Here is a 13,975-nt window from a genome sequence, read left to right on the forward strand (position 1 = left end):
TCCAATGCTGGAAATTAAGGTAGAAGACGGAAATTTTATAGATTCAGAAGGATATATTCTTCAGTTGCGAGGAGTAAATCTTTCCGGAAGTTCCAAACTCCCATTCAAACCGGATGGAACCACACATTTCGATCAGTCCTTAACATTTCATGATCATAGAAAAGTTTCCTTCGTAGGAAGACCTTTAGAAGAGAAAGAAGCTGCGGAACATTTAGATCGATTGAAGAAGTGGGGATTCAACTTTCTTCGCTTTCTTGTTACTTGGGAAGCAGTGGAACATTTAGGTCCAGGCAAATATGATCAAGCATATCTAGACTATATTGAAAGAATGGTGGCACTCGCCGACAAAAAAGGATTCTACGTTTTTATCGATCCTCACCAAGATGTTTGGTCCAGATTTACAGGAGGTGATGGCGCTCCCGGTTGGACTTTGGAAGAAGTCGGAATGAATATTGAGAATATTAAAGATTCCGATACTGCAATCGTTCATCATTTTCAAGGCAGGAATTATAAAAGAATGTCCTGGCCTTTAAACTATCAGAAGTATGCATGCGCTACAATGTTCTCTCTATTCTTCGGAGGGAAAACATTTGCACCTAAATTATCTATTCATGGAAAGAACGTAGAAACCTTTTTGCAAGATCATTATATAGAAGCAATGTGTAGGATCGCGAAGAAGGTCGCTAAATACAAAAACGTTTTAGGATTCGATTCTTTGAATGAACCTTCTCCTGGATGGATCGGTAAAAAGAATATTGGAGAATTTTCCGGGCTTGGTTTTGGAAAAGTTCTGACTACTTCTCCTTTCCAAGAAATGTTTTTATCCGAGGGAAGAACCGTAAGAGCAAATAATGCTTATATGCTCGGGTTTACAGGATTTAATTTAGGAAAAACTAAAATAAATACAAAGTCAGTTCCTCTTTGGCGGGAAGGAAAACATTGTATTTGGAGACAACATGGAGTTTGGGATTACGATCCGAATGGCGCTCCAATGTTGCTTCGTCCTGATTATTTTAATAAGTATAGAGGAAGAAAGATAGAATTCTACCCTGAATTCATGCTTCCTTTTATAAAAAGATTCAAAACTAGAATTCAATCTGTTCAGAAAAAATTCTCCATTTTTGTAGAATCAGACCCAGGAAGTTTAGAATTGGACTGGGACGAAAAACCAAAAAAGGGAGAAGGAACTGTAATCAACGCGACTCATTGGTATGATGTTTCCGTGTTGATGTTCAAACGTTTTATTCCTTGGTTTGGAGTTCATATCTTCAAGCAGATCCCAATATTCGGAAAGAAGAATGTAGAGAAGGCGTACGAAGACACGATCAGAATGATCAAAGAAGTTTCCATCAAGAAGATGAATAATTGTCCTACAGTGATCGGAGAAACTGGGATCCCAATGGATATGAACGGACGTTTGGCGTTCCGAACAAAAAATTATTCTCACTTAGAAGCTTCTCTAGATCGTATCATAACTTCTATCGAGAAAAATTTCGTACATTATACACTTTGGAATTATACTCCTGATAATACTCATAGTTTAGGGGATAGATGGAATGAAGAAGATCTTTCTCTCTATTCTTTGGACACTCCTAAAAGTATAGATGAAGATGGGGGAAGGGCAGTCAGAGCCTTCTCCAGACCTTATCCAATCCGAACTAAAGGAAATCCTGAAGCGATCAGTTTTGATATTGAAAAATCCATGTTCAAATATTCTTTCCGAAAAGAAGGAGATGAAATTCCAGTAGCTGAGATCTTCCTTCCAGAAATACATTACGGAAAAGGATTCGATGTGTTGGTGAATGCAGGAACTTGGAAGTTCGACTCCAAAAAAAGAATACTGACCTTCAAGGGAGAAAAGTCAGTTTCCTATTACGGCATAACTATTTTCCCGACTAAAAAATAACTTTTCTATAGAATGGGAATCGTTAGAATGGCCTTCGTCGTTAAACTGTCGGAATTCTCCAAGGTTTTGGAAATTTTCGATTTAATCTAGTTAGAGATTCGACTCGGGCTAATATTAGCGACATAGAATTAAAAATTCGCAGAGGTCTTTGCATGAAAAACACGTTTTTTTCGATCCTTACGATTCTAATTTTTGCAGGTCTTATTTCTTGCGGCGGAGCGAAAGTGAGCCAAGCAGAATGTGATCCAGTTGTAAACGAATTGATTTCCAATCTTGCTGTTGGTCAAACTCCTGAGCAAGCTGACAAACTGAAAGCTATGCAAGGTCAAATTTCTGCTCATCTACTCAAAGAGTGTATGACTGGTAAATATGATCTTACTTGTTTAAAATCTTCTAAAACACTTGCAGCTCTTGCTACTTGTAAGAAGTAATTTCAAATAATAAAGGGCCGGATTCTTCCGGCTCTTTCTCTTCTGCCTAATCTTCTTTTATCAAAAAGAAACCTTTCTCCTCAGAATAACATCCATGTTCCCTATATAGTCCAGAAGGATAAAAATGTATCTTTTGGGCATATCTGTATCTACTCGAAATACATTTAAGGCAAACATCCCAGCGAATTGCCCAGTCACATTCTTCTTTTCTGAAAGCGGGAAGGACTCTTAAGAGAGGTTTTGATTCAGGAGTTTCATTTGGGAAGGTAGCTTCCGGAGATGGATGGAGGAGAGGGGTGTACAGGATGGTCGAAGTTACTACAAAAAAGGCTAAGGCTTGAAGGGTTCGACTCATTCTAATAGGATTCTCTAGTGCCAGATATGAATTCTATCGGTCTGATTTCGAAGTATCTGCAGTGTTTGAGGATCTAAAATTATGTCACATTCATAGCGGCCAAATTTTGCTGAATGTAGTAGCTTTGACTGGCAAATAGGATCTTCTCTTCTCTCGTCGAAGCTACTACAAAATTCCAATCTCATTCCACCTCCAGAAACGAATCTTCCCGAGCTCTGTCTTATCCACATTTAGAGTTTCCCTTCTTCTACTTTTCTAAAATCGAAGAGGAGAAAAATGTAAACCTTCCTAGAAATTTTTCTCCTCCATGTAAAAAAGGCCGGCCCAATATGTTATCTCTAACAAAGCCCATTCGCGAAGAGGAGAAAAGGGTATAGTTTAAAACAGCCGCCGGAAATTACTTGAATTAAGCGTTTCGAGTTGGAATCTTTGTGTAATGGCATCCCGAAAAGATTTTATGGAGACCCTGTATCGGGAATCCAACGGGAGAATTTTTGATTTCTTGTATAAGTATACCGGAAATCCAGAAACTGCCTCAGACCTCATGCAGGATACGTTTCTTAATTTTTTTAAGAAGTATTCCAATTCCGACTTAAACAAAGAACAAGCCCTAAAGCTGTTATATACGATTGCGAGAAATCGATCGATTAACTATGCCAAGAAGTTCTCCACGGTAAAAGAATCCGGAACGGACGATATGGGAACTTATAGAGAAGAAGGACAAAGTTTCGAAAGAAAAACGGAACTTTCCGACTTAGAATCCAGATTGATGGATTGTTTGGACGACTTAGAAGAAGGAGAAAGATACGCTTTAGTATTAAAGAATATAGAAAAATACACGTTGGCTGATATTGCAGATATCATGGGGATCTCGATTGCAACTGCATCTAGATTGGTTGTGAAAGCGACCGGAAAGCTCGTAGAGATCGCAAAAAATAAACAAATTCTGCCGATGGACTAATACTAAGAAGACTGTTGAAGGGAAGAATGGACGAAAATTTCGAACATAAAATTAGGAAGGCGATCGAAGGTGAGAAGAACGAATACAGTTCTTCTATCGATAAATTGTCCGATATGCTTTCCAAATCTTGGGTTTCCCCTCCTTCAAATATATCTTTCGAAGAAATTTACGAAAAGGCCCAAGCTTCTAAGGTTATTAGCTTTAAAAAACCGTTATTATATACTATTGCTTCTGCAGCTGCAATCTTGATTGGAGCATTCAGTTTTCTTATTTTACGAAATCCTAAAGCACCTCCGATCAAGAATGAACTCGGAATATCGGTAACTAAAATTATCGGTAAAGGATATTTATTCTCTTCAGATTCCGATAAACTTTTAGCCTTAAACGAAGGTGAATCGGTAGGTTCAGGCCAGATCTTGAAAACCGAGCCCGGATCTAAACTTTTCCTAAGCATTGCAAAGGGAGAAGGTATGATCTTGGAAGAATCTACAGAGCTTGAGATCATGAAAGAAGGAAAACAATCTTTCCGACTTCGTAATGGAAGCATCTTAGTTCATCTGCACAAGAATCTTAAAAAAGACGAATTTAAGATCATAACCGAAACAGGTTTGGTAGAAGTTAGAGGAACAAAATTCGAAGTTAAAGAAAGTTTGAAAGAAGGAACTATTGTCTCTGTTTTAGAGGGAAGGGTAGCTGCAAAGAGTATCACTGAACCGAATCGCGGAGAGCAAGTTTTGCAACCAGGCCAAAAAATCCGCTTAGAGGCAAAAGGGTTTCAACGTACTTTTCTATCTTCTGCAGAACAAAAGGACCTTGGGTTTAAATTTTCGGAACTTCATGTGGATGAGATTGCAAGGAGCTCTGAAAAATCTTTCTCCAATAAGGATGATCTGTTTAACGAATACCAAAGATTGGAGAGGGTCATCCTTTCCAACGGTGAAACGTTAGAAGGTGTAATCGTCGACATGGACGAAAATTTTATGTATTTGCAAACCCTCGAAAAGGAAATAAAAATCCAAAGAGATTCAGTTATGGAGGTGATTCAACTTCGCTAAAAATGAATTATTTTTGACATGTGGAGAATTTTAAAGAAATTCTACCAAAGAAGGCTAATTCCCATGTCTGAAGAAACAGCACACCCCTCCGCAAAGACCCCTCGTTATAAAAGACATCTTGCCAATTATTTGATCGATAAGGACTTCCAATTAAGGTTTTTCTTAAATTTCTCTTTATTGTTTATCTTCGGGTTACTTCTTACTCTCGGGTTTTTATTTTGGATCCATTCTACTAAGTACGACAAAGGGGTCGTTTTCAGACTTCGCGAAGATACTGTTAAAGTATATCAAAAAGGATTTGAGATAGTTAACGGAGAAGAGAAGGATAAGTTCGTGGAGAAGGAACTTGCTCTTCCGGATTACGATCATGGTCTGGATCTTTTTTCGATCCAATTTAAAGGAATTCTACTATTCTCCATGTTGTATCTTCTTCTTTCTGCGATATTTGTCTTGTTCTATTCCCATAAGATGGCCGGGCCAATCTATAATATTAAGAAGAATTTAAAATTGCTACTGGAAGGTAAAGACGTAGACAAGATCCGGATCCGAAGTGGTGACGAGTTTCAGGATCTTGCCGATCTTTTGAATGAGTTGATCGACAAAAAGATCCACGGTAAGAAGAATTAATAGGGGGATTTTGTCGTACCTTCGACTTATCCATCTTCTTATCTTAGCTTTCTAAATTTGAATAGCCATTTTAAAGAGTTCTTGAAACATGCAGAACGTGTATGAAGGATATACTCGTTTCGGAAACTTTTCATAAATTATATAATTCCGATTCGAGAAAAATGGATAAGCTTTCGGATGAAAGCGTTAATCTCGTATTAACTTCACCTCCTTATCCCATGGTAGAAATGTGGGATGATCTCTTCAAAAGCTGGGATAAAAACACTAAGAATGCTCTTTCCAAAAACTTAGGAAACGAAGCATTCGAGGCGATGCATTTGCAACTGGATAAAGTCTGGGGCGAATGCTTTCGTGTTTTGAAAGAAGGAGGGATCCTTCTAATCAACATAGGGGATGCCACTCGAAGTATTGGAGGCGAATTTAGTTTGTTTTCGAATCACTCCAGGATTTTACAAGCTTGTCGTAACTTCGGCTTTACTTCGCTACCAGATATTCTTTGGAGAAAGCAGACTAATTCCCCAACTAAGTTTATGGGTTCAGGAATGTACCCAGTAGGCGCCTATGTTACCTATGAGCATGAGTATATTTTGATCCTTCGTAAAGGAGGATTGAGAAAGTATTCGAAATCCGAGACGGAGATCCGACGAAATAGCGCCTTTTTCTGGGAGGAAAGGAATGTTTGGTTTTCGGATGTTTGGGATCTAAAGGGTGAAAGGCAGATTTTTAAGGATGTCGGAGCTTCGCGAGAAAGGACCGCGGCGTTTCCTTTGGATTTCGCCTATCGATTGGTGAACATGTTCTCTATAAAGGGTGATACAGTTTTAGATCCATTTTTAGGAACAGGAACTGCATCATTGGCGGCTCTTCTTTCTTCCAGAAATAGCCTCGGATATGATGTAGATCAGGGAATTCTTGAGATTTCTAGGAAGAAGCTACTTGCTGCTGTAAATGTTTCGTCGAAGATACTACAAAACAGACTACAAAGCCATCTTGATTTTATTTCAGATCGAAAGAAGCAAAAGAAAGAGATTTCACATACGAATAAGCATTATGGATTTCCAGTAGTCACTTCTCAGGAGACAGAATTGACCTTCGAATTAGTAGATTCTTCACTTGAGATTGAACATTTCTCCTTGAAAGCTCATTATTCTCCATATAATCTACAAAACTCTTCTAAAAAGTAAGTTTCAAATTGTTGCTATTCTAATGGATCTAGTAGATCTTATTACAGCTTTATTGAATAAATTAGTGTTATAGGAAAGACCTTCGTATGAAAAACCAAGCACTTGTATTTGCTCTCATCATTTTCTCGACCTTATTTGCCTTGCCTTCTTCTTTACTCGCAGAAGAAGAAATTGCGATCGTACTATTCGTTGTAGGGGATGTTTCCGGAACTCAAGAAGGGAAAAGGGTAAGTCTCAAGAAGAATTCTATCTTGAAAAAGCAAGATGAACTTGAAACGAAAGAAGGGAAAGTCGATCTTCAAATCGGTCCTTCCGTAGTTGTTCGCATTGCGGCTTTCACCAAAGTAAAAATTGCTGAACTAAGTTCCGACAAAAAAGCAAATAAATCAAAATTGGAACTCGTTTCCGGCAAGGTATTTGCCCGGGTAGATAAAGGATCTAAGAAAGAAGATTTTACAATTACTGCGCCTTCTTACAACGCTGGCGTTCGAGGAACGCAATTTGTAGTTTGCGAAGAGAATGAAGCTCAACGCAAAGAAAATCCTGATCACGAAGATTCCGATGTTCCAAATGGAATTTTCGTGAAAGAAGGAGAAGTCGGAGTAACGACAGAAAATGGAAAGAACTTCCCGTTGAAGCAAGATGAAGAAGCAATAATATCTCCTCAGGGTCTTCTGAAACAACCTTTGGAAGAATTTATGCGCGAGAAAATGAAGATTTTAGATGGCTTTAAGAAGATTATGGAAGAGAATTATAAAATTCTTAGAGATCAAAAACTTCAGAACCAGGAATTATTAAATCAAACTAAGCAGGATATATGATTTATCCTACTGTAGTAACTTCGACAAAATAAAAAATCCTCACGCACTAACTCCGGATTATTTTAGTCGGGTGGCCTAGGAAATTCGCCCTCGAAAGGGATCTCCAAATTGGCGTTAGGCCTCATATTCAATGGTCAGATAGGGAGACATAATTATACCTAAAAAAGCACTGATTTTTGCTTGAAGAAATCAAGATATCTTGATATCTTGTGAGAAGGCTTTGAAAATGTCATTAAAGGATGTGTCTTTAGGAAGAGAATCTGTCGAAACTTACTCCGATTCAATTCTCGTTCCGCCTTCTGCGGCAAAAGGGACTTTTCAAGATCGAGATATTCTACTCGCGATAAAGGCATTATCTGATGAAACCCGAATTCGGGTTCTTCGGATACTCTCTGTTGCTCCTCTCAATGTTCAGGAGATAACAGAAGTTTTAGACATGGGCCAATCCAGAATCTCTAGGCACTTAAAGATCCTCGCAGATGCCGGATTCCTGACATTTCAACGCGAAGGTTCTTGGGTATATTATAGCCCTAAGGTCTCGAACGACGATTCGCAGGATTTTTCTGCCAGGTTTCATACGCTTCTTTTGGATTTTGAAGAGAGCCTTCCATATTCAGAACAAGATTTAGTTAAGACTAAAGATATCCTTAAACAGAGAGATCTGAAAAGGTCAAAATATTTCGATGATGTAGCCCAGAATTGGGAAAGCATTCAAAGCGATGTTCTGGATCCGGTATTATATCGTAATAAGATTCTAGACTTACTTCCAGAACATTCTCGTCGGATCTTAGACCTTGGATGTGGTCCTGGTGGCTTAATTCCTTACTTGTTGATGAAGAGTCAGGAAGTTATTGGGATCGATTCTTCTGAAAAGATGATTAAAGAGGCAAAGAGTTCCTTTTTAAATAATTCCCAAGTACATTTGCTCACGTCCGAGATTGAAACTTTGCCTGAAGATCTAGTTCAGTCTGCAGATTCTGTCGTAGCTTCGATGGTCTTACACCACCTTTCTAACCCACCTCAGGCTATGAAAGAAATTCATAAAGTACTAAAGGACGATGGCGTTTTCATCATCGTAGATCTAAAAAAACACAATCAAGAAATCATGCGTGATAATTTCGCTGACTTATGGCTCGGATTCGAGTCGGAACTTCTCACAGATTGGTTGAACCACACCGGCTTTAGCCTTGAATCTATCGAAGAAGTGGAATCTCAGAAATACTTCAAAGTATTAATAATTAAAGCTAAGAAAAGAGGAGGACTTTAATGTCCGCTACAATACAAGAAAAAGGTTTAAAATATAAGGTTAAAGACATTTCTCTCGCGGACTGGGGTCGCGAAGAAATCATTCTGGCTGAAAAAGAAATGCCAGGTCTGATGTCCTTACGCAAAGAATATAAGGGGAAACAACCTCTGAAAGGCGCGCGTATCGCGGGTTCCCTTCACATGACTATCCAAACTGCAGTTCTGATCGAAACTCTGACTGAGCTTGGAGCAGAAGTTCGTTGGTCTTCTTGTAATATCTTCTCCACTCAAGATCATGCGGCAGCTGCTATCGCAAAAACCGGAGTTCCTGTGTTCGCTTGGAAAGGTGAAACGGAAGAAGAATACTGGTGGTGTGTAGAGCAGACTATCTTCTTCGATGGAGGAAAAGGGCCGAATATGATCTTGGACGACGGTGGTGATCTTACCATGTATGTTCATGAGAAATATCCTCAACTTCTCGCTGAGATCAAAGGAGTTTCTGAAGAAACTACTACAGGAGTAAAAGGTCTCGAAAAACTCCTCAAAAAAGGTGAATTGAAACTTCCTGCGATCAACGTAAACGATTCTGTTACTAAGTCCAAATTCGACAACTTATACGGTTGTAGAGAATCCTTGGCAGACGGTATCAAACGTGCAACTGACGTTATGCTTGCTGGAAAAGTAGCTCTCGTTTGCGGATACGGAGACGTTGGAAAAGGTTCTGCTGCTTCTTTACGCAATTTTGGCGCTAGAGTGATCGTTACTGAGATCGATCCTATCTGTGCTCTTCAGGCAGTAATGGAAGGATACCAAGTTCTAAGAGTAGAAGATGCGATTGAATTCGTGGATCTTGTAGTAACTGCGACCGGAAACGACGACATTATTTCCCTTGAACACATGAAAGCAATGAAAGACGGCGCGATTCTTTGCAATATCGGACACTTCGACACTGAGATCCAAATGTCCAGATTGAACGCAGAGAAAGGTGTAGTGAAGAAGGAAATTAAACCTCAGGTAGACAAATATACTTTCGAGAATGGTAGATCAATTATCGTTCTTGCAGAGGGTCGTTTAGTGAACCTTGGTTGTGCAACTGGCCACCCATCTTTCGTAATGTCCTGTTCTTTCACGAACCAAGTATTGGCTCAGATCGAACTTTGGAACAATAAGTACGAAATCGGTGTCTATAGATTACCTAAACAATTAGATGAGAAAGTTGCAGCGTTACATTTGGAGCAATTAGGAGTTCGCCTAACCACATTAAACGCTAAACAAGCTGAGTATATCGGAGTACCGGTAGAAGGTCCGTATAAACCGGAACACTACCGCTATTAATTGATAAAGGAGAGGCCGTGGCATACGTAGTAACTGAACCCTGCGTTGGGTGTAAAATTACTTACTGTGCTGCTGCTTGTCCTGTAGAAGCTTTCCGAGAAGGAAACGATTACTTAGTCATAGATCCGGATATTTGCATCAATTGTAATGATTGTTTGAGAGAATGTCCGGTGAATGCCATTTTCCCGGAGGATGAGGTGCCGGTGATATGGAAAGATTGGATCGTTTTGAACAAAAAAGAATCGAGAATGTTACCGATGATCAACGATCTTAAAAAACCTCTTTTAGATAAACACTGCAATATTAAAGAATTATGAAACATAAATTTCCCACATATACAAATCCCAAAGCACAAGAGCTTTTGAAATTATTAGAAGAGCGGATACTTGTTCTTGATGGAGCAATGGGAACCATGATCCAGAGGTATAGTCTGGGAGAAGAAGACTTCCGAGATGAAAGACTCAAAGATCATCCTTCTGCACTAAAGGGAAATAACGATCTACTTGTGATCACTAAACCTGAAGTGATCGAAGAAATACATTATAAGTTTTTGGAAGCGGGGGCGAATATATTAGAAACGAATACATTCAGCTCCAATAGAATTTCTCAAGCAGATTATAATGCAGAAGCCTACGTAGATGAATTAAACAGAAAAGCAGTTAAGGTTGCTCGTGCTGCAATGGAAAGGTTCGCCAAAACCCATCCTGACCAACCATTATTCCTTGCTGGATCTATAGGACCTACAACCAGAACAGCTTCTCTTTCTCCGGATGTGAATAACCCTGCATTCCGTGCGGTAACCTTCGACGAATTGGTAGAAACATTTTACGAGCAAGTGAGAGCGCTTGTGGAAGAGGGAGTCGATATTCTTCTTTCCGAAACAAACATCGATACCTTAAATCTAAAAGCGATTATTGTAGCTATTGAAAATGTATTCAAAGATTTGAATGTAAGAATTCCCGTGTCTCTTTCTGTTACGATCACTGACGCTTCGGGAAGAACTTTGTCAGGACAAACAATCGAGGCATTCTATAATTCCATCTATCATGCAAATCCTCTCTCTGTAGGGATTAATTGTGCCTTGGGCGCAGGGGAGATGAGACCTTATATAGAAGAATTGTCCAGGATCTCAGGTTGTTATATTAGTTGTTATCCGAATGCAGGTTTGCCTAACGCATTTGGAGGCTATGACCAAACTCCTGAAGAATTTGGAAACTTCTTGGACGATTTTTCCAATCAAGGTTGGTTGAATATTGCAGGAGGATGTTGTGGAACTACTCCTGCTCATATTAAAGAAGGTGCTAAAGCCGTCCAAGGTAAAAAGCCTAGGATCATACCGGAGATAGAAGGAAAAACCAGATTATCCGGATTAGAACCTTTGAATATAGATGAAACAACCGGTTTCGTCTTAATAGGAGAAAGAACTAACGTAACAGGTTCTCCTAAATTCAAAAAACTGATCTTAGAAGGAAACTTTGAAGAAGCAGTGTCAGTTGCTTTACAACAGGTAGAAGCAGGCGCAAACGTTATCGATATAAACTTCGACGAGGCACTTTTAGATGGAGAAGCCTCGATGAAAGAGTTCTTAAACTTGATCGCAGTTGAACCTGATATCGCGAAAGTTCCTTTTATGGTGGACAGTTCCAAATGGTCCGTTTTGGAAACTGGATTAAAATGTATCCAAGGAAAACCGATCGTAAACTCCATCTCCTTAAAAGAAGGAGAAGAGAAGTTTTTACAACAGGCAAAAACAGTTAAGATGTACGGTGCTTCCGTCATTGTAATGGCTTTCGATGAGCAAGGCCAAGCTGCTACTAAAGACGATAAGGTCCGAATTTGTAAACGAGCTTATGATCTATTAGTGGAAAAGGCGGACTTCTCTCCGTTTGATATCATCTTTGATCCGAACATTCTCACTGTCGGAACTGGAATAGATGAACATAATAACTATGCAGTCGATTTTATAGAAGCGATCAAAGAGATCAAAGTTGTTTGCCCAGGTGCAAAGATCAGCGGCGGTTTAAGTAATATCTCCTTCTCTTTCCGCGGAAATAACCCAGTAAGAGAAGCAATGCACTCCGCATTTTTATTCTATGCGATCAAGGCCGGAATGGATATGGCGATCGTAAATGCAGGTATGCTTGCAGTTTATGAAGAAATTCCTAAAGATCTTTTAGAAAGAGTAGAGGACGTTCTCCTGAATAGAAGACCGGATGCTACCGAAAGATTAATCGATTTTGCTGAATCAGTTAAGTCCGGTGAGAAGGCTGAGAAAAAAGAAGAAGCCTGGAGAGAAGGGACAGTAGAGCAAAGATTAGAATATTCTTTAGTAAAAGGAATTGTGGAATATATAGACCAAGATACGGAAGAAGCAAGGCTTAAATATGACCGACCTCTTCAGGTGATCGAAGGTCCTTTAATGGACGGAATGAGAGTTGTGGGCGATCTGTTTGGATCCGGAAAAATGTTCCTTCCTCAAGTTGTCAAAAGTGCAAGGGTGATGAAAAAATCAGTATCTTATCTTCTCCCTTTCATGGAAGAAGATAACAACAAAGATGCTCAGGCTTCCACAAAACAAAAATTCCTAATAGCCACAGTGAAAGGTGACGTTCATGATATCGGTAAAAATATCGTGGCCGTTGTGCTTGCTTGTAATAATTATGAAGTGATTGACCTTGGGGTGATGGTCCCTTGTGAGAAAATTCTGGAAGAAGCAAGAAAAGAGAAAGTAGATATCATTGGATTGTCTGGTCTCATTACTCCTTCACTAGATGAGATGGTTCATGTCGCTTCTGAAATGAAAAGGACAGGTTTCGATATTCCTTTATTGATTGGAGGAGCTACTACAAGTTCGGCTCATACTTCCGTAAAAATTTCTGAAAAATATGACCAACCAGTGGTCCACGTAATTGATGCTTCCAGAGTTGTGAACGTTGTCGCAAAACTTTTGAGTCCTTCTTTGAAACCAGATTATATAAAACAGATTAAAGAAGAACAAAAGATCCAAAGGGAAATTTATTTTAATACTAGAAGCGATCGTAAACTTGTTTCTATTGAAGATGCCAGAGAAAATAAATACGTTACCGATTGGAATGTGACTAAGGTAGCTAAACCGAATTTTGTAGGAGTTCGAGTTTTTGATAACGAGATCTCTTTGGAAGAATTGGTTCCTTATATTGACTGGTCTCCATTCTTCCAAGCTTGGGAATTAAAAGGACGTTATCCTTCTATTCTTGAAAGTGAAACTTACGGTAAACAAGCCAAAGAATTATTCAAAGACGCTCAAAAATTATTAGAAGATATCATTTCTAATAAAAGATATACAACCCGAGGGGTGATCGGCGTCTTCCCCGCAAATAGTGTAGGCGACGATATTGAAGTTTACGAGGATGAAACGAGAACAAATATTAAAACTGTTTTCCATACTCTTCGCCAGCAGATCAGCAAAGAAGAAAAAGATGAACCTAATTATTGTTTGGCGGACTATATAGCTCCTAAAGAAAGCGGAGTCGCGGATTATATCGGCGGTTTTGCAGTTACTGCTGGTCATGGAGTAGAGGCGTTTGCTTCTATCTTTGACTCTAACCTGGACGACTATAATTCCATCATGGCAAAGGCCTTGGGCGATCGTTTTGCAGAAGCTTTTGCCGAATATATGCACCTTAAGATCCGAAAAGAGATTTGGGGTTACGTTGCCGATGAAAATCTTTCTACCGAAGAATTGATCCGGGAACGTTATCAGGGGATTCGTCCTGCTGCGGGTTACCCTGCAAGTCCTGACCATACTGAAAAGAGAACCTTATTCGATCTATTGGAAGTGGAGAAGAATACAGGGATCACTCTCACGGAACATTTTGCAATGATGCCAGCGAGTTCAGTAAGTGGTTTATATTTTGCTCATCCGGATGCTAAATATTTCGCAGTGGCGAAGATCAATAAGGACCAAATCCAGGAGTATGCAAATAGGAAAGGAATGACCGTTTCCGAAGTAGAAAAATGGCTTTCCCCGAATTTAGCTTATGACCCCCAAGAGGCGGTTTCCAGAGTCTAATCTT

Annotated in this window: 11 protein-coding genes and 1 pseudogene; 11 read left to right on the forward strand and 1 reads right to left on the reverse strand. The window is 39.4% G+C overall.

Annotated features, from left to right (window positions below; translation table 11 throughout):
• Positions 1–4 precede the first annotated feature (4 nt).
• Both CH362_RS12885 and CH362_RS12890 read left to right on the forward strand, forming a co-directional pair.
• Positions 5–1,906: a glycoside hydrolase family 5 protein gene (locus CH362_RS12885; protein WP_100710753.1), complete on the forward strand. Its 1,902-nt coding sequence runs from the start codon at positions 5–7 to the stop codon at positions 1,904–1,906.
• 152 nt (positions 1,907–2,058) lie between these two features.
• The gene (locus tag CH362_RS12890) at positions 2,059–2,337 is read left to right on the forward strand and encodes a TIGR04454 family lipoprotein (protein ID WP_100710754.1); all 279 of its coding nucleotides are present in this window, start codon (positions 2,059–2,061) and stop codon (positions 2,335–2,337) included.
• Between the two features lie 46 nt (positions 2,338–2,383).
• Here the strand turns inward: CH362_RS12890 and CH362_RS12895 are convergent.
• Positions 2,384–2,584 (reverse strand): annotated as a pseudogene (locus CH362_RS12895) (hypothetical protein); the annotation flags it as partial.
• Positions 2,585–3,128: 544 nt separating this feature from the next.
• Between CH362_RS12895 and CH362_RS12900 the strand changes: the two are divergent.
• The 9 genes from CH362_RS12900 (at position 3,129) to metH (ending at position 13,971) form a co-directional block, all read left to right on the forward strand.
• Positions 3,129–3,653 carry an RNA polymerase sigma factor gene (locus tag CH362_RS12900; RefSeq protein WP_100710756.1) on the forward strand — a complete coding sequence of 175 codons (525 nt, stop codon included), beginning with the start codon at positions 3,129–3,131 and terminating at the stop codon, positions 3,651–3,653.
• A 26-nt stretch (positions 3,654–3,679) separates the two neighbouring features.
• The gene (locus CH362_RS12905) at positions 3,680–4,708 is read left to right on the forward strand and encodes a FecR domain-containing protein (protein WP_208859584.1); all 1,029 of its coding nucleotides are present in this window, start codon (positions 3,680–3,682) and stop codon (positions 4,706–4,708) included.
• A 63-nt stretch (positions 4,709–4,771) separates the two neighbouring features.
• Positions 4,772–5,335 carry a hypothetical protein gene (locus CH362_RS12910; protein ID WP_100710758.1) on the forward strand — a complete coding sequence of 188 codons (564 nt, stop codon included), beginning with the start codon at positions 4,772–4,774 and terminating at the stop codon, positions 5,333–5,335.
• 101 nt (positions 5,336–5,436) lie between these two features.
• A complete protein-coding gene (locus tag CH362_RS12915; protein WP_100710759.1) occupies positions 5,437–6,519 on the forward strand; it encodes a DNA-methyltransferase in 1,083 nt (360 codons plus the stop codon).
• 86 nt (positions 6,520–6,605) lie between these two features.
• Positions 6,606–7,340 (forward strand): FecR family protein, encoded by a 735-nt coding sequence (locus tag CH362_RS12920; protein ID WP_100710760.1) that lies wholly within the window; start codon positions 6,606–6,608, stop codon positions 7,338–7,340.
• Positions 7,341–7,566: 226 nt separating this feature from the next.
• Positions 7,567–8,607 (forward strand): ArsR/SmtB family transcription factor, encoded by a 1,041-nt coding sequence (locus tag CH362_RS12925; RefSeq protein ID WP_100710761.1) that lies wholly within the window; start codon positions 7,567–7,569, stop codon positions 8,605–8,607.
• The gene (ahcY, locus tag CH362_RS12930; protein WP_100710762.1) at positions 8,607–9,920 is read left to right on the forward strand and encodes an adenosylhomocysteinase; all 1,314 of its coding nucleotides are present in this window, start codon (positions 8,607–8,609) and stop codon (positions 9,918–9,920) included. The genes CH362_RS12925 and ahcY overlap by 1 nt, the downstream gene beginning before the upstream one ends.
• 17 nt (positions 9,921–9,937) lie before the next feature.
• Positions 9,938–10,237, forward strand: a complete 300-nt coding sequence (locus tag CH362_RS12935) for a DUF362 domain-containing protein (RefSeq protein WP_100710763.1) — start codon at positions 9,938–9,940, stop codon at positions 10,235–10,237.
• Complete coding sequence (metH, locus tag CH362_RS12940; protein ID WP_100710764.1) at positions 10,234–13,971, forward strand: methionine synthase; 3,738 nt, start codon at positions 10,234–10,236, stop codon at positions 13,969–13,971. Before CH362_RS12935 ends, metH begins: the two co-directional genes overlap by 4 nt.
• The last annotated feature ends 4 nt before the right edge of the window (positions 13,972–13,975 follow it).

The sequence above is a fragment of the Leptospira saintgironsiae genome, assembly GCF_002811765.1.
Lineage (GTDB): Bacteria > Spirochaetota > Leptospiria > Leptospirales > Leptospiraceae > Leptospira_B > Leptospira_B saintgironsiae.